Annotated in this window: 25 protein-coding genes and 1 other annotated feature; all 25 genes read right to left on the reverse strand. The window is 52.5% G+C overall.

The window, feature by feature from the left end:
• Positions 1-26: 26 nt before the first annotated feature.
• Positions 27-1,502 carry a LysM peptidoglycan-binding domain-containing protein gene (locus B9T62_RS39460; protein ID WP_157793999.1) on the reverse strand — a complete coding sequence of 492 codons (1,476 nt, stop codon included), beginning with the start codon at positions 1,500-1,502 and terminating at the stop codon, positions 27-29.
• Between the two features lie 294 nt (positions 1,503-1,796).
• Positions 1,797-2,678, reverse strand: coding sequence for a branched-chain-amino-acid transaminase (ilvE, locus tag B9T62_RS24880; protein ID WP_087917734.1), 882 nt, complete (start codon positions 2,676-2,678; stop codon positions 1,797-1,799).
• 4 nt (positions 2,679-2,682) lie between these two features.
• Complete coding sequence (pheA, locus tag B9T62_RS24885) at positions 2,683-3,570, reverse strand: prephenate dehydratase (protein WP_087917735.1); 888 nt, start codon at positions 3,568-3,570, stop codon at positions 2,683-2,685.
• On the reverse strand, positions 3,567-4,547 hold the full coding sequence (gene thrB, locus B9T62_RS24890; RefSeq protein WP_087917736.1) for a homoserine kinase: 981 nt from the start codon (positions 4,545-4,547) through the stop codon (positions 3,567-3,569). The genes pheA and thrB overlap by 4 nt, the downstream gene beginning before the upstream one ends.
• A gap of 59 nt (positions 4,548-4,606) precedes the next feature.
• Entirely contained in the window at positions 4,607-5,893 is a 1,287-nt protein-coding gene (locus tag B9T62_RS24895; protein WP_087917737.1) for a homoserine dehydrogenase, read from the reverse strand.
• Positions 5,894-6,022: 129 nt separating this feature from the next.
• The gene (locus tag B9T62_RS24900; RefSeq protein WP_087917738.1) at positions 6,023-6,460 is read right to left on the reverse strand and encodes an ACT domain-containing protein; all 438 of its coding nucleotides are present in this window, start codon (positions 6,458-6,460) and stop codon (positions 6,023-6,025) included.
• Positions 6,461-6,559: 99 nt separating this feature from the next.
• Positions 6,560-7,336 carry a zinc ribbon domain-containing protein gene (locus B9T62_RS24905; protein ID WP_087917739.1) on the reverse strand — a complete coding sequence of 259 codons (777 nt, stop codon included), beginning with the start codon at positions 7,334-7,336 and terminating at the stop codon, positions 6,560-6,562.
• Positions 7,337-7,349: 13 nt separating this feature from the next.
• Positions 7,350-8,096, reverse strand: a complete 747-nt coding sequence (locus B9T62_RS24910; protein WP_087917740.1) for a hypothetical protein — start codon at positions 8,094-8,096, stop codon at positions 7,350-7,352.
• Between the two features lie 11 nt (positions 8,097-8,107).
• The gene (locus B9T62_RS24915) at positions 8,108-9,268 is read right to left on the reverse strand and encodes an SPFH domain-containing protein (RefSeq protein ID WP_087917741.1); all 1,161 of its coding nucleotides are present in this window, start codon (positions 9,266-9,268) and stop codon (positions 8,108-8,110) included.
• Positions 9,269-9,433: 165 nt separating this feature from the next.
• Complete coding sequence (obgE, locus tag B9T62_RS24920) at positions 9,434-10,744, reverse strand: GTPase ObgE (RefSeq protein ID WP_087917742.1); 1,311 nt, start codon at positions 10,742-10,744, stop codon at positions 9,434-9,436.
• A 15-nt stretch (positions 10,745-10,759) separates the two neighbouring features.
• Complete coding sequence (locus B9T62_RS24925) at positions 10,760-11,500, reverse strand: Spo0B domain-containing protein (RefSeq protein WP_087917743.1); 741 nt, start codon at positions 11,498-11,500, stop codon at positions 10,760-10,762.
• 171 nt (positions 11,501-11,671) lie between these two features.
• Positions 11,672-11,983, reverse strand: a complete 312-nt coding sequence (gene rpmA / locus B9T62_RS24930; RefSeq protein WP_087917744.1) for a 50S ribosomal protein L27 — start codon at positions 11,981-11,983, stop codon at positions 11,672-11,674.
• Between the two features lie 18 nt (positions 11,984-12,001).
• Positions 12,002-12,337, reverse strand: coding sequence for a ribosomal-processing cysteine protease Prp (locus B9T62_RS24935; protein ID WP_087917745.1), 336 nt, complete (start codon positions 12,335-12,337; stop codon positions 12,002-12,004).
• Positions 12,338-12,349: 12 nt separating this feature from the next.
• Positions 12,350-12,661: a 50S ribosomal protein L21 gene (gene rplU / locus B9T62_RS24940; protein ID WP_087917746.1), complete on the reverse strand. Its 312-nt coding sequence runs from the start codon at positions 12,659-12,661 to the stop codon at positions 12,350-12,352.
• Positions 12,662-12,675: 14 nt separating this feature from the next.
• Positions 12,676-12,761: a sequence feature (ribosomal protein L21 leader region), on the reverse strand.
• 61 nt (positions 12,762-12,822) lie between these two features.
• Positions 12,823-14,064, reverse strand: coding sequence for an Rne/Rng family ribonuclease (locus tag B9T62_RS24945; protein ID WP_087917747.1), 1,242 nt, complete (start codon positions 14,062-14,064; stop codon positions 12,823-12,825).
• Between the two features lie 25 nt (positions 14,065-14,089).
• Positions 14,090-14,932: a M50 family metallopeptidase gene (locus tag B9T62_RS24950; RefSeq protein ID WP_087917748.1), complete on the reverse strand. Its 843-nt coding sequence runs from the start codon at positions 14,930-14,932 to the stop codon at positions 14,090-14,092.
• On the reverse strand, positions 14,925-15,785 hold the full coding sequence (locus B9T62_RS24955) for a M23 family metallopeptidase (RefSeq protein WP_157794000.1): 861 nt from the start codon (positions 15,783-15,785) through the stop codon (positions 14,925-14,927). Before B9T62_RS24955 ends, B9T62_RS24950 begins: the two co-directional genes overlap by 8 nt.
• 180 nt (positions 15,786-15,965) lie before the next feature.
• Positions 15,966-16,760 (reverse strand): septum site-determining protein MinD, encoded by a 795-nt coding sequence (minD, locus tag B9T62_RS24960; protein ID WP_087917750.1) that lies wholly within the window; start codon positions 16,758-16,760, stop codon positions 15,966-15,968.
• A gap of 5 nt (positions 16,761-16,765) precedes the next feature.
• A complete protein-coding gene (gene minC / locus B9T62_RS24965) occupies positions 16,766-17,425 on the reverse strand; it encodes a septum site-determining protein MinC (RefSeq protein ID WP_087917751.1) in 660 nt (219 codons plus the stop codon).
• Between the two features lie 79 nt (positions 17,426-17,504).
• Positions 17,505-18,035: a rod shape-determining protein MreD gene (gene mreD / locus B9T62_RS24970; RefSeq protein WP_087917752.1), complete on the reverse strand. Its 531-nt coding sequence runs from the start codon at positions 18,033-18,035 to the stop codon at positions 17,505-17,507.
• Positions 18,035-18,916 carry a rod shape-determining protein MreC gene (mreC, locus tag B9T62_RS24975; protein ID WP_087917753.1) on the reverse strand — a complete coding sequence of 294 codons (882 nt, stop codon included), beginning with the start codon at positions 18,914-18,916 and terminating at the stop codon, positions 18,035-18,037. The genes mreD and mreC overlap by 1 nt, the downstream gene beginning before the upstream one ends.
• 58 nt (positions 18,917-18,974) lie before the next feature.
• A complete protein-coding gene (locus B9T62_RS24980) occupies positions 18,975-20,009 on the reverse strand; it encodes a rod shape-determining protein (protein WP_087917754.1) in 1,035 nt (344 codons plus the stop codon).
• Positions 20,010-20,048: 39 nt separating this feature from the next.
• Positions 20,049-20,738: a RadC family protein gene (radC, locus tag B9T62_RS24985; RefSeq protein WP_087917755.1), complete on the reverse strand. Its 690-nt coding sequence runs from the start codon at positions 20,736-20,738 to the stop codon at positions 20,049-20,051.
• Positions 20,739-20,761: 23 nt separating this feature from the next.
• Positions 20,762-21,370: a Maf family protein gene (locus B9T62_RS24990; RefSeq protein ID WP_087917756.1), complete on the reverse strand. Its 609-nt coding sequence runs from the start codon at positions 21,368-21,370 to the stop codon at positions 20,762-20,764.
• Between the two features lie 36 nt (positions 21,371-21,406).
• Entirely contained in the window at positions 21,407-21,652 is a 246-nt protein-coding gene (locus B9T62_RS24995; RefSeq protein ID WP_087917757.1) for a DUF4321 domain-containing protein, read from the reverse strand.
• Positions 21,653-22,393: the final 741 nt, after the last annotated feature.

Raw genomic sequence — 22,393 nt, forward strand, 5'->3', positions numbered from 1 at the left:
TGATGCAGCTAAGGTTGGCTAGCGAATTAGTTTGAAGTCCATGGATTCTTACGTTTTTTGGTTCCTCCGTTACTCCCAGTTGAATTGGACCTCCGAGCTTGGGATCCCAAGCTTCCGGCCTTACTGCTCAAGCTGGAGGTTCTGGCCTTGGCCCCGGTCTTCTTAGTAGTACCGTTCTTAGCTTTCACGGGTTCAGCCGTATTTGCCTGAGCCGGCTGTGTTACCAGTTGCTCCGCAAGCTGAGGCTCCTGAATTTCAGGAACACGGGTATGAAGCCCCATGTTCTCCATGCCGGGAAATTGCGGATACGGAGGAATCCCTGCGGCCACGGATCCATCATAAGCGGATACAGGCATAGACGGAGCCATCATCCCCTGATTAGGCATAAGCATGCCATAAGGGGCCATCATTCCCGGGTTCATATAAACCGGATAACCGTTATACATAGGCATCTCATAACTATACGGTTGAACCGATTGGGTATACATGTTCTCTCCGCAGCCACAATCTGGCCAAGGAAGATTCACCGGCATTCCCTCGTAGGATACCCCTTCCACTTGTGCAGGCGCATTATTCTGATACCACATTGGAGAGACATTGCCCGAATAATAATAGGGAGGCATACATTCCGGTGCATAACTCATAGGCTGCACATAAGCAGGAGCCATGTTGTTATTCATCATCGATGCCGACTCATAAAGCGGATAGGCAGGCGGGCAATCGTTGAAATTCGGGTGCTGCATCAGGCCAGGATATCCTCCGTGCTCATAAGCAGACATTACGCCATCCGAGCATCCGGAAGGCTTCTTCTCTGTCTTAGGCATTTCATACTGGGAGACGGCCTCCTGGGCAGGAACAGAAATCTGCACGAACAGACTCTGCATCTCAGAATGAATGGTTTCCTTCATTGGAGCCATTTCGGGCTGTATATTGGGCATATTGGCAGCTGGCGAAACAAGTTCAGGTACCGGAGCAGGAAGTGGCGCAGGAACTGGGACTGGAACTGGGACTGGGGCCGGTTTAGGTTCAGGTTTAGGTTCAGGTTTTGGAACAGGTTTGACTGCCTCAGCTACCATTTCTTCTTTTGGACCGGTGTAGGTTTTTCCGCCTACTGCTGTTTTATCGGGAGCATTGGCCGGCGAGTACCCCGGCTGGGTCGGAGATGTGGCCGGTTTTTTGGGAACATTCACAATTTCGCCGGTCATTAGCGCATTGGGATTCTTCAACTGAGGATTCGCATCAATCATTTCTTTCAATGACACTCCCCATGCCTTGGACAGCTTCCACAAGCTGTCTCCCTGTTTGACTGTATGCTTATAGTAGATGCTGTTGTTGTCCGGTACCGGGACGGTGGCAGCAGGTATCTTCACCTTATCCCCGACAGCAAGCACATCCGGATTGCTGAATTGCGGATTGGCATCGATTATAGTCTGCAGCGGCACCCCGTACTTTTGCGATAATGCATACAGCGTATCGCCTGTTTTGACAATGTGTATTTTCACGCGGCATTAACCTCCTAATAGTTGTTGGAGTATGTCATTCGCCATAGCCGTGCAGAAAGCGGCCGGCGGATTCATACGCCTGGTTGAAGCGGAGCATTCCCCTCTAAGCTGGTTATATGCGGTACAGCCGCCTCCTTCGTTACTACATCTTATGCAGCCCATGGGCGATTGACATCCCTATCAGCAAAAAAAAACCTCCCACACAAAAGGATAAACGGCTGCCGTGATCTTCGGCACTCCATTCATGCTAAGCGTGAAAGGTTCTTATTTCTTAAGTGAGTCTATGCAGCAATCTTATTCAAATACCTTGTAGCCGTCTTGATCCACGACGTTGCGGAACTCCTCAAGCAGCTTGAGTGTAATCGGACCTGCATGCCCGTCGCCGATAATCCGTCCGTCAATCTCACGGGCAGCAATAACTTCGGCTGCTGTTCCGGTGAAGAACACCTCGTCAGCAATATAAACATCGTGCATGGTGAACGGTTCTTCTTTAAGCTTGAAGCCCAGCTTCTCACAGAGCTCAATAATCGCCAGACGGGTAATTCCTTCAAGAGCTCCCAAATAACATGGAGGCGTATAGAGCACCCCTCTTTTGACGATGAAAATATTGTCGCCTGATCCTTCCGTTACATAGCCCTGGGCGTTCATCATAATCGCTTCATCGGCTTCCGCCAGATTGGACTGGATTTTGACCAGGATATTGTTTAGGTAGTTTAGCGATTTGATCTTTGGATTCAGGGCATCCGGCAGATTGCGGCGCTGGGAGACGGACACAGCACGCAAACCGTTGAGATAGGCCTGCTCCGGGTAAATGGCAAGCTGCTCCACGATAATGATTACACTCGCTTTGGGACAGCGGCGAGGGTCAAGACCCAGATTGCCGGGGCCGCGTGAAACAATCAGACGGATGTAGCCGTTGCGCATATCATTCAAACGGATGGTTTCCGCCATAGCTTCAAGCATCTCATCATAGGTCAGCGGGATCTCCAGCTGAATCGACTTTGCTGAATCATATAATCTGTCCAGGTGCTCGCTGCATTTGAAGATATTCCCGTTGTAGATGCGGATTCCTTCGAATATGCCGTCACCATACAGGAAACCGTGATCAAACACGGATACCTTTGCATTTTCTTTTGTTACATGTTGTCCATCCAGATAGATCCATTGGTCTGCCATGAATTTACTGCACCTCCGCTTTCTCATCCTCATAGGTGTATGTGGGATACGAGCCCAGAATCCGTACCTGACAGCCAAGCGCGTTGATCTCTTCAATAGCGCCAGGGAGCAGGACCGACTCTATCGGTTCCAGCACATCAATATAGAAATAATAAGTTCCCAGCTTCTTCTTCGTCGGCCGTGATTCAATCCGCGACAGATTCAGCTTCCTCCAGGCAAATGCAGCCAGTACTTGATGAAGCGCACCAGGAAAATCCTCCGGCAACGTCACCAGCACACTGGTCTTGACTCCACTGCTTGCCCGCGCCAGCTCTAGCTTCTGCGACCCTACAAGCACGAAACGGGTGAAGTTGTTGGAATGATCGGTAATCTGGCGGTCAACAATCTCCAGACCATGCGTAGCTGCCCCAAGGGCTGTGCCGATGGCTGCCCAGCCCTTGCCAGGGTTGTCCTTCACCAGCTCCACAGCTTCCGAGGTACTCCCGACCGATTCCAGCTCTGCCCAAGGGGCATGCTCGCGGATAAACAGGCGGCATTGCGCCATCGCCACGGGATGGGAAAGAATCTTCACCATGCCGCTGTAATCCCTGCTGCCCTCTGCATCGGTAAATTCCAGAGGATGACCGATCAGGTTCTGGATGGATGGGAATATCCATTCGGACTGCATCGGCAGATTCACTTCATTAATGAGCCAGTCAATATGCAGGCTGACCGAACCTTCAATCGTATTCTCAATCGGAATCACACTGTAATCGGTGACTCCGTTTGATGTAGAGAGGAAGACATCGGATATCAGCTTGTGATGCACAACTCTGACAGGCTCACCGTCAAACAGATGCAGCAGCGCTTCGTGTGAGACCGAGCCCTGCGGCAAGACAGCTATCGATTTCATGACTGCAGTTCTCCTTTTATCATATCCAAAAACGAATCGTTGTGCATCCCGTTTCTTCCCGTCAGCTCTACTGTTACACCTTCAGTGCACAGCGACAGCCAGCAGGTCTGGGCAGGAATGCCCTGATCAGCCATTGTTTGTACCAGAAAGGCTTCAAGCTCATCTTTGCGCTTCTCCCTGCGGTCCACCAGACAGAGAAGGGTTGGTCCCGCTCCACTGAGGGCAATCCCGAGCGCCCCATGCTGCGGAGCCTCCGCCAGCAGCTTCTCCATCCCGGGTACTAGCGCTGCGCGGTAAGGCTGGTGCAGACGGTCCTGCATGGCTTTGCCGATCAGGTCGAACCGGCCGGAGGCAAGTGCTGCCGTAAGCAGCGATGTGCGGCTGATGTTATACACCGCATCTGAAACAGAAATCTCGGTCGGCAGCACTCCGCGCGCTTTGGTAGTAGCCAGCTCAAACTCTGGAATAATCACCAGCGCCTCCAGCTCGGAAGGCGGCGCAAGCTTCACATAATCGGCCACTTCGCCGTCCCAGATCGCCGTGATGATGCCACCAAACAATGAGGCCCCCACATTGTCGGGATGTTTCTCCAGCTTGGTTGCCATGTTAAACAGCACCGCATCACTGAGCGGCGAGCCAATCAGCGCATTCGCTGCTGCCATCCCGCCGACAATCGCCGAAGCGCTGCTTCCCAGACCGCGGGTGAGCGGAATCTCTGAATACATGGAGATGGCCAGCTCAGGCACGGAAACGCCGGCTTCCGCGAAGACCAGTTGGGCAACCTGATAGAGCAGATTGCTTTTATCCAGCGCCAGCCCCTTCATTTCATCACCATACAGGTGAATTACAGTCTCCTCCGCCTCCTCCATCTCGATCCAGGCATACATGGACAAAGCCATGCCAAGTGTATCGAAGCCGGGACCCAGATTGGCGGTGCTGGCAGGCACTTTGACTCTAGACCTTCCGTAAATACTCATAACGGGTGACTCTCCTTAGTATATTTTGACTGAACGCTGTTTGCTCGTTGGGTATGAAATTATCCTTCCACCCGATAGTGGCTCTTGATCCGGCTGATCACATGCAGCTCTTCAAACTGTTGCAGCACCTTGTTCATACTAGCTTTGCTGGCGTCATGGGTAACAATAATAATCTCCGCATTGGGATTGTTCGGGTTAGCCTGCTGTACCACCGAATCCAGACTGACGTCACAGTCGGCGAAGACCTGAGTGATTTTGGCCAATACTCCCGCCTTGTCATCTACATGCAGCAGCAGGAAGTTTTTATAATAAATGTCCTCATCGCTCTTCAGCTTCTTCTGCTTGTAAGGTACGATATGCTTCAGCCCGTTGACACCCAGCTTGAGGTTCTTGATCACCGCGACCAGGTCGGAGACAATCGAGGTTGCCGTAGGCATAGCGCCCGCGCCCGCACCGTAGAACATCGTCTCCCCCACTGCTTCACCGTATACATAAACAGCATTGAACACGCCATTAACGGATGCAATCGGATGGCCTTGGCGGATCATGGTCGGCTGGACGCTGATGCTGAACTCTTCATCCTGGCGCTCGGCGATCCCCAGCAGCTTCATTTCGTAACCCAGTCTTTTGGCAAAAGCGATATCTTCCTTGCTCACTCCGGAAATTCCGCTGACGCTGACATCGCTAAGCTCCACATTCGTGCGGAAGCCCAGTGTGCCCAGAATCGCCATCTTGCGCGCGGCATCCAGCCCCTCCACATCAGAGGTCGGATCGGATTCCGCATACCCCAGCTCCTGCGCTTCCTTCAGCGCATCGGCATAGGTCGCACCCTCCTGGCTCATTTTGGTCAATATGTAGTTGGTTGTGCCATTAACGATCCCCATAATCTTCATGATCCGGTCCGAGGAGAAGCCCTCAATTAAGGTACGGATGATCGGGATGCCGCCGGCCACACTGGCCTCATAAAAAACATCACATTGCTTCTCCTGCGCCTTGGCCAGAATCTCCGAGCCGTGCAGCGCCATCAGATCCTTGTTCGCAGTTACAATATGCTTGCCGCGCTCCAGCGCTTCAAGGATATATTCCTTCGTGCCGGCAATGCCGCCCATCACCTCAACAATAACGTCGATTTCCGGGTCGCGGATGACCTCCCACGGATCTGTAGTGATTTTGGCCGCATCCACTTCAATATCACGGGGTTTGTCGAGATTCTTGACAGCAATACGCTCTATGATAATCTGGGAGCCCACCTGGCTGCTCAGATCCTCCTGATTTCCTTCCACGATGCGGACAACGCCCGCTCCCACTGTTCCCAGGCCCAGCAATCCCACTCTAACCGGCTTCATCTTTATCTGTATCCTCCTAAAGTTTTGTAGCATAGACTACTTGGATTGCTTCGCAAAACTCACTTCGTAAGCTTATACCAAAGTTTGCTTAAGTTACCAAGCTCCAAATATGATCCGCCCGACATACCATTATCCCTGTCCGACGATCAAGGCCCGTTTCACGCCCGGCATCTCCTTCAGGCTATCCAGCATACCCCCTAGCTCTTCACTCAGATGTGAAATCTCCACGGATATCACTACGTTTGCCCGCCCCTGCAGCGGAATGCTCTGATGGATGGTCAGCACGTTGGCCCCATGGCTTGCGACAGCGGCCAGCACCTTGGACAGCATGCCGGATTCATGCTCCAGATCAAGCGAAAAGGTCACGATGCGTTCCCGCTCCAGCTGATGGATCAGATGAATGCCATCCTTGTACTTGTAGAATGCGCTGCGGCTCAGTCCAACCTGTTCAACACCCTCATGGACGGTCTTGGCATCTCCGGCTTCCAGTAATTGCTTCACCTGCATGGTCTTCAGCACCGCGTCAGGCAGAATGTCCTCTCGGACCAAATAATAGCGTTCTTTCACGAACGTCCTCACCCCAAAGACTTTTGTGTTTTGATAGTGGACATTATATCGGATTTAAGCGTTAAAAAGCAATAACTTTTCATTGGAAGCGCACTCGCATCAGGTATACGGAATGGTAGTCCCGCAATAGTCACAATTCTTCGCTTGTCCCGGATACACCGTATTCTGGGCACCGCAGCCCGGACAGCGCACCGATTTAGGCAGTTGCGGAGGTACTGCAGACGATGACGGCGCGCCAGTCTGATGCGCCCGCTGCGCAGACTCGAAACCAGATGGTCCGGAAGAGGGGGATGGAGTCGGAGGCACAGCTGCGTAAGGAGCACCCTGAAGCTGCTCGGAAAATACCATATCATGCGGCAACAGCCCTTTATTCTTCAGATACAGCACATCCCGGCGCACATCGCTCTCACTCTGGGCGGTACGCGCGGACAAGGTGCCAATATGTCTGATCTGCTGGTCTGTCACCAGCCCAATATAGGAAGTGGTCAGCAGCGAAAATTTATATTTCGCCCGCGCCGCCACAGTGCCCAGCCCATAAGCAGGCAGCAGGAACAGCAAAGCAAGCATAACAAGCAGCATAATCAGCACAGCAGTCTCATATTCACCCTTCTGAATATCCCGATACGAGAAAACGGCCAGCTGAATGAACCCGCCAATAAATACATGGGACAACAGATTATAATTCGAGGCCTTACGGTAGTTCTTATAATGAGTGCTGAACAGCCGGATCAGGGCCAGCACCAGCCCAAAGGGCATAAATAAATAACCAGACACCAAGGTGATGTAATCAAAAGCGGTCCGGTCATATTTCATATGATAGACAGCCGCATTCCCTTCGGGAGCATCCGGCTGTCCTTGCAGGTTCAATCCGTTCATTGCTTAATTCCTCCTATTTAAGTGCCGCCAGCTCCCGATTTCTCCGCTGCAGTGTGGCATTGATACTGTCTGCCATTTCGCCAAAAGTCTCTTCCCAATCCGTCTGCGGCTCCCCAGCTGCCAGCAGCAGCTCCACCTGATCGTGGAGCAGCGAAATTTGCTGTCTTAGCAAATCCTCAGTGGCATATAAAGCTGCATTCGAAACCGGATCGCTGTATTTAAAATTCTCCTCCAGTCCATGAAGCAGCTTCAGCAGCCTCTCTGCACCAGTGTGCTTCCAGGAGCGCGCCAGCCGGCGGATCTCCTCCAGCTCATCCCGGTGTCGACGAAAGCTCCGGCTGGCTCCTTCAGCCTTGTTCTCCTGGGCTGTGGCGTTCCTGCCATAGAATGCAGTGGCCGCCAGACTTGATATTCCCGCTATCATAACCAGCAGCTGCGCGGCGGCATAGCCGGCAGCCGGGATATGAAGCAGCCTATCCAGGATAACCACCAGCAGCAGCACAACCGCTATATAAATGGCTATAATGTACGCTCCGCTGATCAGTACCGGAGATTTCCCGCCTCCCCCTGCAGCAGTCCGCAGCCAATAGATACTGTATCCGTAGGTTATACTCTCTCCCAGCAGTACAGCGGCCAGTGAAATCACGAACCGGACAAGTGATTCTGAGAACCCCAGCAGGAAGAAAGAGACTAGGGTCAACAGAATAACTGCTGTATAAATAATGGTAATGATGGCTGCATACGATCGTCTCTGTCTCATGATTTCCTCCTTCAGCCTGCTTTGGTACCACACTCTGCACAGAATTTCTGGCCTGGCTTCAGTTCATGCCCGCAGCCGCCGCATTTGACCACTGTGCCTGCTCCGCACTCGGGACAGAACTTGGCCCCGGCAGTCAGCGTATGCCCACACTGGCGGCAGCTTGCGGCAGTCACAGCCGGCTCCGCCGATTGCAGGCTGCGCCCGCAGCTGCTGCAGAACTTGGCGTCCGGCGGGTTCATTCCGCCGCAGTCGCAGGCTCTGAAATCCTGGCCCGTTCCGGTAATCCCACCGAGCGGCATTCCCCGCGTCATGCGGTTAACCATATCAAGCGCCGGTCCGGCAAATCCCATGCCCAGGCCCAGCCCCATGCCGGTGTTCATCATGCCGGCACCCAGGTTGCCAGGATTTCCGGCAGCTTCCTCCAGTGTATTGAAGCTCCGCTCCTGCTGGTAGGTGAAGCCAATGATATCCATCTCTGCTTTTTTGGCCAAGGCCTCCTTCAAGCGCTGCGTAGCCGGATCATCCTCCGGAATATTGATCGAGTCAATGTAGAAGTTGTTCAGCTCAAGGCCGCTCTCCAGAAAGGTTGCTGCCAGCCGTCCCTGAATGTGCTTCGAGATTTCGCCCACGTAGGCGTTAATCTCCAGAATACTGATCTCCTTACGCACGAGATAGGATGAGATCAGCTCATTGATATTGGACATCAACAGACCCCGGAAATAACTGACCAGTGTTTCCTGATCAAACCGCGGCAACGTTCCAACCAGTTGCAGCAGGAATCTGCGCGGATCATCGATCCTCACCCCAAACTGGCCAAAGGAGCGGACGGAAATCATGATTTTGTACTTGGGGTCCTGAAGCTGCAGTGGCGCACTGGTGCCCCATTTCACGTTCATGGAATTCAGTTTATTGATATACCATACCTCTGCTTTAAATGGCGATTTGCCGCCAAAGGGCAGGTTCACGATATTGGACAACACGGGGATATTGGCTGTACTCAGCGTATGACGGCCAGCGGTAAAGGAATCCAGTGCCTTGCCGTCCTTAAACAAAATCGCTTCCTGGGATTCATTGACGATAAGCTGCGTCCACGTTCCCATTTCTTCATTCGGATATTTCCAGGCGAACACTCCGGGAGGTCCGTCGTATTTCACTACTTCAATCATTGCCATGCCTACCCCTTCTTTCGTCGTACTTTACTCTTTATTGTAGTGAATAGTTCCAATGAAAGAAAGATTTGTTTGCAGCGGGGATACTAACGATATGCAAAAAAGCACCGAACTTGGCTCTCCCTAAGGAGGAAGGAGCCAAGTTCGGTGCTTTAAGGCTAAGCGCTGTTAATAGTAACTGCTGTTCTCTACAAACTCAAATTCGAAATCAGCGATTCTGACGATGGTTCCTTCCACCGCTCCACGTTTGCGCAGCTCTGCATCCACGCCCATGTGACGCAAGGTGCGGGCCAGCTTAAGGATAGCATCATGCGTGGTGAGCTGCATCCGCTTCATCATCCGCTCGATGCGTGGGCTGCTGACCACAAAAGCTTCGTTATCCCGGGTAATGATGAAGGAATCGTCCTCCTCCGCTTCCAGCTTGTAAACCTTCCGCTCTGTAGTTTCAACCACTTCTTCAACCACAGGTGCAGCCGGGATACTGTCCAGTACATCCGTAGCCCGGTACAAGAGCTCCTGAATGCCCTGGCGTGTCAAGGATGAGATCGGCAAGATCTCAATTTCCGGACGCAGCGCAGCGACGCTCTCGCGGAAGGCTGTCAGGTTGGCTTCAGACTCCGGCATATCCATTTTGTTCGCTGCCACAATCTGCGGACGATCGGTAAGTGCGGCATTGTATTGCTTCAGCTCGTCATTGATCTTAACCCAATCCTCAAAAGGATCGCGTCCTTCGGAGCCGGACATATCCACGACATGGATAATAATGCGGGTACGCTCAACATGGCGCAGAAATTCGTGCCCAAGTCCAATCCCCTCATGCGCTCCCTCAATAAGACCCGGTAGATCGGCCATCACGAAGCTGCGGCCGTCCCCTACATCCACTACACCCAGGTTCGGCGTGATGGTTGTGAAATGATAGGCTCCGATCTTCGGCTTGGCTGCAGATACTACGGACAACAAGGTCGATTTGCCCACACTCGGGAATCCGACAAGCCCGACGTCAGCCATAACCTTCAGCTCCATCACGATATAACGCTCCTGGCCTTCCTCACCGTTCTCGGCAAGCTCCGGCGCAGTATTCGCCGCAGTGGCGAAGCGGGTGTTGCCACGGCCGCCACGGCCCCCACGTGCTACAACCACATATTGGCCGTGACGGGTCATATCGGCAATCGTTTCACCGGTATCATCGTCAATCAGCACGGTTCCCGGAGGAATGCGCACAATCATATGCTCGGCGTTGGCCCCGTGCATGCTTTTGTTGCGCCCTTTCACACCGCGGTCAGCCTTGAAATGACGCTGGTAGCGAAAATCCATCAGCGTGCGCAGACCTTCATCCACCTTGAATATCACATCGCCGCCGCGGCCGCCATCGCCGCCGGCAGGTCCGCCTTCTGGCACATATTTCTCCCGGCGAAAGGCTACCAGCCCATCTCCGCCGTCGCCGCCTTTTACATAAATCTTAGCTTTATCTACGAACATAATATTTCACCTTCCTCACATTTCAAGCGGCAGACGCAGCTGAACATAAGCACTGCTTGGCTTGAACTGCTCTGCCTTCATAATTTTTCCTTGTACTATATTATAAATTTGCCCTTGAAGCAGCTCGGGATTGCCAGGCTCCCCCTCGCCTTCGAAAGAGATCAGAACGTCTCCCTCATCCTGTGTGAAGCTGAGCCGAAGCTTACGCGATTCACCTTGCGACACCAATCCGCTGTACTGGTAAGCCCGTACCGTCTGCATAATCACCGAGGTCATCTCCTCCCCCTTGTCAGGGCTGAGCTTGTCCTCCAGCTGCAATCCTTCCGCCACCTCAACTTCAAGCTCCAGACTGGTTCGGTAGGTACGGAACGATTGAATGTAGAACACCAGTGACGGTATGCCAAGTTTGGCAATACGACTGTCCAGCGCAATGCGTTCCTTTATTCTTCCCACACATTCTACTGATTTATCAGGCTTGCCCAGCTGGATATATCCGTAAAGGATCTGCAGGTCGTTCATCCAATCGTGCCGGTGGTGATTCAGAGTACGAATGGCCGCCTGCTGCAGAGCTCGTTCCTGTACTTGCAGTTCCTCTTCATAATGACGCCTGATGCGGGTGAAGCTGTATGCCATTGCCGCCGCAAGCCACAGTCCAAGCAGCAGACAAGTCATTAAGGAAGGTTGCCAATACAAGAAACCTAAAGGAAACGCTACGGTTAACATGACAGCCCAGATCACACTTTTCCAGGATTTCATTCCTTCTCCCCGTCCCTCAGTTCGCAAGATTCATGACTTCGTTTATATTTTCCATTGTTCAGTATAACACAGGATTTCCTTTTAATTCATCAACATATACATTCTTATCTTTCCAAAAAAAGCCCCCGGCACTCATGCCGGAGGCTTCACTGTTGTTATGGTTTCGTAAGCTTACGCTTCCAGTGCGGCTGCTACCGGAGCAACATCAACTGGGTAGACGCTAACTTTCTTGCGATCACGGCCTAGACGTTCGAATTTCACAACGCCGTCCACTTTCGCAAATAGTGTATCGTCACTGCCGATGCCAACGTTCGTTCCAGGGTGAATCTTGGTTCCGCGTTGACGGACCAGGATGCTGCCGCCTGTTACGGTCTGGCCGTCAGCACGTTTCACGCCAAGACGTTTCGATTGGGAATCACGACCGTTTCTTGTGGAACCTACACCTTTTTTGGATGCGAATAACTGAAGATCCAACTTCAACATGTTGTCTACCTCCTTTTTTTAAAGAATAACTTCCTGTATCTGAATGTATTTTCTGTACGATTTAGCGATATCATCAAGCATTACGACCATGGATTCCAGCAGCAGCTGAACTTGAGCCGATGTCTCGGGGTTGTCCACAGGGACCAGCGTTCCGCTTAAGAAACCGTCCTTCATGGATGTATCCAGAATCACTCCGGTCAAGGTTTCAATCGCATTGACGGTGCCGACCGTTACAGTCGAAACGCCCGCGCAGACGATATCCCTGCCCTTCCTGGCATAATCCGCATGCCCTTTCACCGCAAACCCGACAATAGCACCCTGAGCAGAAGCCCGTGTAATCCGCACGTTAATCATTAACGCACCTTCTTACGCCTGAATCTTCTCAATAGTTACTTTAGTGTACGGTTGACGATGACCTTGCTTCTTGTGGTAGTTCTTCTTAGGTTTGTATTTGTAAACTACAACCTTATGACCTTTACCGTGTTTCTCAACTTTGGCTGTTACAGTAGCGCCGCTAAGCAGCGGTGTTCCTGCAGTCAAACCACCTTCGTTGGAAACAGCCAAGACACGGTCAAACGTTACGCTTGCGCCGTCTTCAGCTACCAGCTTCTCGATGAACAGAACATCGCCCTCTTGGACCTTATACTGCTTACCACCAGTTTCAATAATTGCATACATTGTACTTGCACCTCCTCATGTCTCAGACTCGCCTAGTCTAGGTGGCAGTTCCCAAAAGGAGCTGCGCTTGTGTACCCGATCGGAGCGGTTACAGCATGTGCAGGGATTAATGACCAAACACATACTTGAAGATATTATCATACTTATGCCGGGCAGTCAACCTACTCCTGCCATTGACCCACTTTGCCGCTGCCTCCGCAGCATGGACAGGTGGCAGGAGCGAACCCGGCAGAGTCATGCCTGGCCTTCTTGCGTGTCATTTCCAGCAGGCCGAGCCTTGTCCAGCCCAGGATATGCGCTTTGGTACGGTCCCGGCTGATTACGCCTTCCAGTCTCGCAATCACCTGCCTGCGGTGAGCCTCCAGCTCCATATCAATGAAATCAATGACGATGATTCCGCCGGTATCGCGCAGCCGGATCAGACGCCCAATCTCCTCTGCCGCCAGCAGATTCGTATTGGTCACTGTTTCCTCAAGCGAATGGCCGCCTATGTACTGCGCTGTATTGACATCAATCACAGTAAGGGCTTCCGTCTCGTCCCAAACCAGAGTAGCGCCGCCCTCCAGCGTGATTTTGTGTCCAAAGCTCTTGTGCAGCTGCTCCTGAACTCCGTATGCCGTAAAAATGGATTCCGCTCCGGTATACTGCCGCACCTGCTTATACGCTCCAGGAGCCATCTCATCCAAAAAGGAGGTTGCTTCTCTGGCCGCTTCAGCCGAATCAACAATCAGCTCATCCGTCTGCGGATGAAACGCGTCCCTGATGAAGCGCTGAACGATGCTTAGATCGCGGTGCAGGAGGGCAGGAGCGTCTGCCTCCAGCGCCCGGCGGGTAATGTTATCCCACTGTGCACGCAGAAAGGCAAGATCGCCCTCAACGGCTTCCGTAGGCTCGTCCTCGGAAACTGTGCGCATAATCAGCCCTTCTTCCTTCCGGCGCAGCCGCTCACCAATCGCTTTCAGCCGATTCCGTTCGGCTTCACGGCTGATCTTCTTCGATACGCCGACATATTCGGCAAAAGGCATGTACACCATCCAGCGACCCGGCAAGGTGTAATGCGTTGTAACTCTTGCGCCTTTGCCGCCACGCGGCTCTTTTCTCACCTGAACCACGATATCCTGACCCGGCTGCAGCAGTGTTTCGATCGAAGGCTTCACCTCCGGCTGCTTCTCCAGGTGGGGATGAAGGACATCATCCACATATAAAAAAGCATTCTTCTTCTGTCCGATATCGACAAAAGCAGCCTGCATGCCCGGCAGTACATTCATAACCCGACCTTTGTAATACGTGCCTACCAGGCCTTGCTGCTGGTCACGTTCAGCCGCATATTCCACCAGCCTTCCGTTCTCCAGAAAAGCCATCTGGGTTATGTGCTGCGACCAGTGAACGATCATTTGTCTCATGGCTTCACCTCTGGTGACCTCTGTTTTAAATTCCAAAATAGGAAGATATCAAACGCTGCTCCGGCAGAACAGCAACAATACGTCCTTCACTGTTTACAACTTCGATAAAATGATATTGATTACGCTTAAATAGACGCAGGATAGCCTCCAAAGGTTTCGCAGTGAAGGCAACAATTGGGGTTGCATCCTTCCCCGACAGCAGGTGCCGCTCATACTGAACCTCCCGGTTCATCAAGAAAGCCATGAATCGGTATGGCAGATTGCGGTGGTCTGTCAGGTTGGAATAGAGCAGGAATGCCCCAATGAGGAGAAGGTTCAATCCGGCTCCCCCACCGGCAGCCAACGGTGCAAGTGCATAGCCTATGACCAGCAAGCTGGCCGCGATGCTAATCCTTCCGCTCCACAGCAGCGTGAAATAATAGGGGAATAACAGGCTGAAGGCAGCCTGGAGCACTTTGCCGCCATCGAGCGGCAGCACCGGCAGCAGATTAAAAAGCGCGATCATCGCATTCGCGTGAATAAAATAGCTGATAAATTCCGGATTTCCTGCGCCTGCCTGTCCGACTGCCAGTGCAAGCCCGATCATTACGGCGTTCTGCAGCGGCCCTGCCAGCGCGATCCCGATCTCGCGGGCCGCAGTGAGCCGGCCGTGGTCCTCCATAACAGCCACACCGCCGAACGGCAGCAGCTGGACTGATCTGACAGTAATTCCGGCAAGCAGCGCTGCAGCCACATGCCCCAGCTCATGAATGAACACGATGGTGAATAAGGTGAGCAATTCCAGAAACTGCCCAGTGAACACGGAGAGCAGCATAATCATGATAAACAACGGATGCAGCGACAGGTCAATGCCGAAGATCCTAATCAAACGATACCACTTCTGTAGGATCAATATAAGTCTTGTCTTTCATCACCGCAAAAAAAAGTGCAGGGGATTCAGCCGACTCCGTCTCCAGCATCCAGCCCACTGTATCACCACTCTGTACCCAATCACCACTCTCCAGCTTGGTCCCGCTGAGGTTGCCATATTCAGCCGTAAGATCACCGGTATGCCGGACAACAATCCGCAGGCCTTCCTGCTGTTTCGTGACAGAGAGTACACGCCCCATATCTATACTTTTCACCGTCACACCACCGCCCGAATCGCTCACAGGTCTGATCTGCACCCCTTGCAGCACAGGATCATAGCTACTTAGCAATTCACCCGCGACCGGAGCACTCAGCTCATGGGGGGCTTGAGCCTTCTCTGCTGGCACTTCCTTATCACCAAAGATCGGAATAAACGCTGGTGCCCCGTCAAAATGCTCCTCGTACCATACTCTGGCTGCAGCGAAATCCATATCTTCACTTAAAGCGCCAGTCACAAATACCTGTACCCGCTGTGACCATGGCTGCTGGACATTGAATATTCCCCAGACTGCGCTAAATACGACCAGACTTGCCACTGTGCGGCGGATAAAACCGGCCGTAAATCGCGGCCTCCCGCCATCCTCCGGTCCTTCCCAGTCCCGCTTCCGCTGCTTCCATATCCGCTCAGGATCAGGCTCGTTCATTCCGGGCGGCTCCGTTCCCAGCCTGGCGTTCCATTCCTCATAACCGGAGGCCTTCACCGGCTTGGCGAACAGCGGCGATCCTCCGGGTGGTGTTGCTTCCGGCATTTCTTCCAGCAGACTGCGAATCCGCTGCTCACGGCGGCGTTTAATATCTAATTTCTGTTCCATGTCCATCCCTCCGGGGGGCTTGTTTTACTCTCATTTTATGAGCGCGGACAGGCGCTTTAGAACAAGCTCCCACACAGGCGGACAGGTTAAGCAGGATATATATAAAAAAAGCCCCGCCACCGCAGGTAACTGCGGCCGAGACTTCCATTAGCAATAAAGGTAATAAGTGCTGTAATCAAACTAGGCCATGCCAAAAAACTTCTTCAGCTTCTTAAAGGCTCCGGGCTTGCGGTCCAGCTGCATCAGCGGCACAGCATCGCCCAGAATGCGGCGGGCAATGTTTCGATAGGCGATAGCTGCGGACGAATCGGGGTTCATAACGGTAGGCTCGCCACTGTTGGCCGCCTTGATCACCAGTTCATCATCGGGAACAATCCCGATGAGGTCAATATTCAGCACCTGCAGGATATCCTCGATATCTAGCATATCGCCTGATTTCACAAGGCCTGGCCGAATGCGGTTAACTACCAGCTTCGGCGATTCCACATGCGACTGCTCCAGCAGTCCGATCACACGGTCAGCATCACGAACGGCCGCATGCTCTGGCGTGGTGACCACAATGGCCTTGTCGGCACCGGCAATCGCATTGCGGAAGCCATGCTCAATTCCTGCTGGGCAATCGATCAGGATATATTCATATTCTTTCTTCAGCTCAAGAATGATATCCCTCACCTGCTCAGGTGTAACGGACGTCTTATCCTTCGTCTGGGCTGCCGGAAGCATATACAATTCATCGAACCGCTTGTCCTTAACCAGAGCCTGGTTCAGGCGGCATCTGCCCTCCGCCACATCCACCAGATCATAAACGATCCGGTTCTCAAGCCCCATAACCACATCCAGATTACGCAGTCCAATGTCAGTATCGACGAGACATACTTTTTTGCCCTGCAGCGCAAGAGCGGTTCCTATATTGGCTGTTGTGGTCGTTTTGCCAACTCCGCCTTTGCCCGAGGTTACGACTATCGCTTCTCCCATGAAGGCTACACCCCTTTAAACACATTTAAACCCTGACGTAATTTGACTATATTATGAATCTTGTCAATCTGCATGGCTCCGTTTAATAAATAGGCAAAATCCATACTGCTCTCCCGAGTCTCCCATTCATCCGGTGGCCTGCTGATAATATCAGCGATCCGTAGTTGGGTCGGTGCCAGCAGCGAAGCTGCGATAATGGCCTCTTCATTGCCCTCGACACCTGCATGGGCCATGCCCCGCAGGGCGCCCAGTATATATATATCACCTGAGCAAGTGATCGTCGCTCCGGGATTAACATCACCCAGAAACAGAAGGTTGCCCGTATGATGCAGCACCTGACCGGAGCGCAGCATGCCGCTCATCAGAAACAGCGCGTCCTGATCCACAACGCCGGGAACCGGCAGCGACTCCACAGATCGGATCAGCAGATTGCCCTGCCCCCTCAGAATGTCCAGTACCGCATCCTTGTCTTCCTCTGTTACCACACGTTCGCCCAGCTTAATGTCCACATGCACAATCGGTCCGGCCAGAATATTCTGATGGCTGTGTTCCAGCTTGTAGCGCAGCTCGCTTAGAAGATCTTCAAAGGGGCATTTGTCGTCTAGTAGGAATACCAAGCCGTCCTTGATGCCCTTAATCCTTACATGCTTGGATTTTACTGTCATATGCCTGTCCCCCTATCTTGATTCATTCGTGCTGCGCCTTGTTAATTCCTGCTTGGCCAATGAAGAAAATCCCTCTGCTTCAGGCGTTTTCCTCCTTGGCGGCCTCTTTCTTGATCAACTCCAGCTGCTTGCGCAGCGGAACATAAAAGAGCAGCGCAATCGCGAAATGAACCAGCATGGTCGGCAGCATATGATTCAGCAGCGCCCAGCTGTATGGCTCCTGATTGAGGTTAAACACCGTGTAGATCCCGAACAGCATGCTGTCGGCAAGCAGACTGCCCAGCAGTACAACCGACATCATCAGCGGAAGCGGGGCACGTGGAAGCTGAAAGATCAGACCGATCAGATAAGCCGACAGCCCCATAGTGAACGAATGACTTCCGAGTATACGGCCATAGAACACTACATCCTGCAGCATTCCAAAAGAAAGCCCCAGCAAAAGCGCGGTATGTCGGTGGTGATATACCGTCACGAACAGGATGGCCACCAGTACCAGATTCGGAATAATCCGCATCTGCCAAATATCGGGGATCAGCCAAGGCAGCACCGTCCCCTGCAGGATAAAGAGCAGGAACAGCAACAGGATAAGAACGGATCTGCGCATGTTCACTATTCTTCACTCTCCTGATGGGAAGCAACGACCGTCAACAGCTTCCAGTCCTGGAACCCGGCTGCCGGATTAATAATTGCTGTAGAAGTCAGACCATACTCGCCAATGTCGACGCTATCCACCGTCCCGATAATCAAGCCGCGCGGGTATAGACCACCGCTGCCTGAGGAAACAACCGTATCGCCTTCTTTAATCGGATCACCAGGGGGAATCCGCTTCATCAGCAGCCGGCCAGTCTTGAGGTCGTAGCTCTCCACCATGCCGAAGGATTTGGTCTCTTTATTGGTGGCCGTAGCTGCAATCGGTGGCTGGGAGTTCGGATCATTCGGGTCCATCATGGTCAGCGGCTTCACGGTAGCCGTGAATTTGCTGACCCGGCTGACAATCCCGACCAGCCCCTTGTCAGAAATCACAGGCATATTCAGCTTGACGCCTTCATTCGAACCCCGGTCAATGACAATGGAGCTGTTGTTGGGCTCGGTGCTCTCGCCTACGACTTGAACCGTCCAGTATTCGTAATCATATTGCGCTTTCTGTGCAGCAGTAAAATGCACCTGCTTCTGCAGCAACTTATACTGTGCTTCGATGAAATTATAAGTCGCCTTGTCCCGCGCATACTGGGCTGCGAGAATCTTCAGCTCCTCGTTCTCCTTGGCGAGATCTTTAAGGTTTCCGATATCTTCAAACAAGCCCGCTACATATCCAGCGGGCTTGTAGAACATTTTTTGCACGAAACCGGTTGTATCTCTGAGAAAGCTCTCAGGCCAGGAGAGGACCTTCCTCGGCCCCAGACTGAAACCCATTACCACGATAAACAGCACTAGGGTAATCAGCATAATGAACAGACGTTTATTGTTAAACAGCTTAAACAGTTTCAACACCCTCTAACAACCGAATTTCTCCCACAACAGGGGTTGACGTTCGCAACTTCTGCAGATATTAGCGCTTGTAGCGCAGTCCGGTGCCGCTGCGGCTCTTGAAAAGATGAATATTCTCCAAGGCTTTGCCTGTACCGATAGCAACGCAATCCAGCGGATTCTCAGCTACGATAACCGGCATTCCGGTTTCACGGGCCAGCAGCTTATCCAGGTTACGCAGCAGTGCGCCGCCCCCGGTCAATACGATGCCCCGGTCCATGATATCGGCTGCCAGCTCCGGCGGGCATTTCTCCAGAGTAACCTTAACCGCTTCTACAATCGCATTCACTGTATCGGACAACGCTTCACATACCTCGTCGGAAGTAATCGTCAAGGTCTTCGGCAGTCCCGTTACCAGATCGCGTCCGCGAATTTCCATCGTCTCTGCTTTCTCAAGCGGCATGGCAGAGCCCACATCCATCTTCAACTGCTCCGAGGTCCGTTCCCCGATCATCAGGTTATACTGGCGTTTGATGTACTGGATAATCGCTTCATCCGCATCATCCCCGGCCACACGTACGGAACGGCTGGTTACAATCCCGCCGAGCGAGATTACCGCCACTTCGGTTGTACCGCCGCCGATATCCACCACCATACTTCCGGTTGGTTCCCATACCGGCAGATCCGCACCGATGGCTGCTGCAAACGGCTCCTCAATGATGTAGGCTTCACGCGCTCCCGCCTGCTTGGTTGCATCCTCAACGGCACGCTGCTCGACCGCAGTAATGCCGGAAGGGACACAGACCATCACATTCGGATGGCGCTGGAACATCGAGCGCTGCTTCTGGGCTTGGCGGATGAAATATTTGATCATGGTAGCCGTTGTATCGAAGTCGGCAATAACTCCATCCTTCATCGGACGGATCGCACGAATGTTGCCGGGTGTGCGGCCGATCATTTTTTTGGCGGATTCGCCTACAGCTTCAATGGTTTTGGTATCTGTGTTAATAGCCACCACGGAAGGCTCTCTTACAACTATGCCTTTGCCGCGTACATAGACAAGCGTATTCGCTGTCCCCAGGTCAATCCCTAAATCTTTCGTGAAACCACCTAACATGCTGTATTCTCCTTTTCCTAGTAAATCTGCACTATTATATTACATGAAGCCCTTCTCTTTCAAACTTACAAACCGGCTATCCCCGATGATCAGATGATCCAGCACGTCGATTCCGACGATCTCGCCCGCCTGCAGTAATCTGGTAGTCAGCGCAATATCCTCGGGACTCGGCGTCGGATCACCGCTGGGGTGATTGTGTGCACAAATAATGGACGCGCTGCTGCATTTGATGGCTGCCCGGAATACTTCACGCGGATGGACAATGGAGGCGTTCAAGCTGCCCATGGACAAGGTCTCCTGCCCCACCACATGATTCTTCGTATTCAGGAACAGACAGACAAAATGCTCCTTCTGCAAATAACGCAGCTGCTCAGTCAGAATCTCCGCGGCGTCCTGCGGACTGCGGATAATGACCGGCTCGGTAAGCCGGGAATTCGCCATGCGTCTTCCCAGCTCTATGCCTGCTTTTAGTTGCACGGCCTTGGCGGGGCCGATGCCTTTGATATCAATCAATTCTTCAATGCTCAGGTCTGCCAATTGACGAAGGCCGCCTGCTTGTCCCAGCACCCGCTGGGCCATATGAATAGCCGATTCCCGGCGTGTTCCCGTACCCAGCAGAATGGCCAGAAGCTCTGCCTGACTTAATGATTCCGCCCCATATTGCATCATGCGCTCTCGTGGTCGTTCTTCATGGGGGAGGTCCCGCAGCATTACTGATTGCGACTCCATCCCTATCCCTCTTTCCGGGCTCTTTACTTACGGTCCAGCAGTGATATCCCGAACCCTTGGAGCATCTCGCCAAGCAGTGACAACGGCAGTCCCACTACGTTAAAATAGCAGCCTTCAATGCGGTCCACCAACGTGGCGCCAAGCCCTTGAATAGCATAAGAGCCAGCCTTGTCAGCCGGCTCCCCGGTAGCTATGTAGGCAGCAATCTCCTCATCGGACATCGCTCTCATGGTTACACTGGTGACACGGTGATCGACGACTTCGCGGCCTTCCGGCAGTCCTATGCAGGCTACACCCGTGTACACCTTATGGGTACGGCCTTGCAGTGCGGCCAGCATGGTCTTGCTGTCCTGCTCGTCGACCGGCTTGCCAAGGACGGCATCCTCCAGCACAACGATCGTATCGCTGCCGATAATTAACGCTCCGCGCTCCGCGCTGGCAGCAGGAATCACCGCCTGCGCTTTGCGCAGAGCCAGGGCGCGCACGATCTCTTCCGGCGTCCATTCGGGCGGCGTGCTCTCATCGGCATCGCTGGTGACCACCTGAAACGGCAGTCCGAGCTGCGACAGCAGCTCACGGCGGCGCGGTGAACCCGAAGCGAGAATAATAAGGCGTGAGCTTACATCATGCACGTAAATAACGTCCCTTCCTGGCCGGTCCGACTGTACTTATACCTTCCGGTATAGCCATACCGCTGTAATGATACCTGCTAGACTGAGCAAGCACAATTTCAATTGAATAGTGATGTCATAGGTTATAATGTCCAAATCGGCTTGCGGCGACCATTTTAGAACAGTCGATTTCGTGAGAAAAGACAGAGCCTCTATAGGCTGCAACAGCTTGGCGATCCACGCCCCGGCCAGCCAGCCGAGAATAAGAAATAACAGCAGTGTACCCACATTTTTTTTCTTCATCTCAGTCTTCCCTCGCCATTTTTTGACACCTTAATTATTATACGGTGAAACGGAGATCAATACAAACGTAAAATCCAGCCAGGGAATGATTACCAAGGATGCTGATCAAATCGAGGCATGAACAGTGATCAGAAACAGCATGGAATTACGCAAATGCTAGTTTCTGAAACTATATTCAGCTTCAACTTTTGGAAGACTTGGGCGTTTGTCTTAGCTGAAGAGGCGGCTCGCCAGTGGTTGTCGGGATGGTGCGGGGGGTGACTGTGGAGTCTGACTATTGAGATTGCAGTGAAGATGAATGTGCGGTTTGAAAAAGGTATCTAATTTCGTCGTTTGAGAAGATTATACCTGATTTACTCGATATTAGTTGCAGATTAGCACTCACCCGTTAGCTGGTAATTCACTTGAATTAAGTTGCACATTCGGTTACTACTTAGGACCCCGCGAGACTCCAAGCCCTTGAACTAGGTAACCTGTATTCTAGCGGACCGTATAGCCCCTATTTCCTCCTATCTGCGATCTTTTGACGTCTTACGGACCGTATAGCCCCTAAGTCGTCAAAACAGGCTCTAAAGCGAGGGTTTTCTGTGATATAGAGGCTCCTGGGTCCGTTAATCCTGCAAAACGGCCTATTCACAGCAAATAGAGGCTCCTGAGTCCGTAACCGTCTGAAATCGAAGCGAGGGTTACGAGCGAAGAGGGCTAGGGGTCCTAAGTAGCAACCACATTCGCATCTATTTA

This window comes from Paenibacillus donghaensis, assembly GCF_002192415.1.
GTDB classification, from domain to species: domain Bacteria; phylum Bacillota; class Bacilli; order Paenibacillales; family Paenibacillaceae; genus Paenibacillus_AQ; species Paenibacillus_AQ donghaensis.

Excerpts from the sequence above, each read along its gene's own strand:
- B9T62_RS24980 (WP_087917754.1), bottom strand. The coding sequence starts at position 20,009 with ATGTTAGGTGGTTTCACGAAAGATTTAGGGATTGACCTGGGGACAGCG.
- rplU (WP_087917746.1), bottom strand. The coding sequence starts at position 12,661 with ATGTATGCAATTATTGAAACTGGTGGTAAGCAGTATAAGGTCCAAGAG.
- B9T62_RS24905 (WP_087917739.1), bottom strand. The coding sequence starts at position 7,336 with ATGAACGGATTGAACCTGCAAGGACAGCCGGATGCTCCCGAAGGGAAT.
- rpmA (WP_087917744.1), bottom strand. The coding sequence starts at position 11,983 with ATGTTGAAGTTGGATCTTCAGTTATTCGCATCCAAAAAAGGTGTAGGT.
- B9T62_RS24995 (WP_087917757.1), bottom strand. The coding sequence starts at position 21,652 with ATGAAGAAAAAAAATGTGGGTACACTGCTGTTATTTCTTATTCTCGGC.
- B9T62_RS24955 (WP_157794000.1), bottom strand. The coding sequence starts at position 15,785 with ATGGAACAGAAATTAGATATTAAACGCCGCCGTGAGCAGCGGATTCGC.
- minD (WP_087917750.1), bottom strand. The coding sequence starts at position 16,760 with ATGGGAGAAGCGATAGTCGTAACCTCGGGCAAAGGCGGAGTTGGCAAA.
- B9T62_RS24945 (WP_087917747.1), bottom strand. The coding sequence starts at position 14,064 with ATGAGACAAATGATCGTTCACTGGTCGCAGCACATAACCCAGATGGCT.
- B9T62_RS24935 (WP_087917745.1), bottom strand. The coding sequence starts at position 12,337 with ATGATTAACGTGCGGATTACACGGGCTTCTGCTCAGGGTGCTATTGTC.
- B9T62_RS24915 (WP_087917741.1), bottom strand. The coding sequence starts at position 9,268 with ATGGCAATGATTGAAGTAGTGAAATACGACGGACCTCCCGGAGTGTTC.
- minC (WP_087917751.1), bottom strand. The coding sequence starts at position 17,425 with ATGACAGTAAAATCCAAGCATGTAAGGATTAAGGGCATCAAGGACGGC.
- B9T62_RS24910 (WP_087917740.1), bottom strand. The coding sequence starts at position 8,096 with ATGAGACAGAGACGATCGTATGCAGCCATCATTACCATTATTTATACA.
- radC (WP_087917755.1), bottom strand. The coding sequence starts at position 20,738 with ATGGAGTCGCAATCAGTAATGCTGCGGGACCTCCCCCATGAAGAACGA.
- ilvE (WP_087917734.1), bottom strand. The coding sequence starts at position 2,678 with ATGGCAGACCAATGGATCTATCTGGATGGACAACATGTAACAAAAGAA.
- pheA (WP_087917735.1), bottom strand. The coding sequence starts at position 3,570 with ATGAAATCGATAGCTGTCTTGCCGCAGGGCTCGGTCTCACACGAAGCG.
- obgE (WP_087917742.1), bottom strand. The coding sequence starts at position 10,744 with ATGTTCGTAGATAAAGCTAAGATTTATGTAAAAGGCGGCGACGGCGGA.
- B9T62_RS24895 (WP_087917737.1), bottom strand. The coding sequence starts at position 5,893 with ATGAAGCCGGTTAGAGTGGGATTGCTGGGCCTGGGAACAGTGGGAGCG.
- thrB (WP_087917736.1), bottom strand. The coding sequence starts at position 4,547 with ATGAGTATTTACGGAAGGTCTAGAGTCAAAGTGCCTGCCAGCACCGCC.
- B9T62_RS24925 (WP_087917743.1), bottom strand. The coding sequence starts at position 11,500 with ATGAAATCCTGGAAAAGTGTGATCTGGGCTGTCATGTTAACCGTAGCG.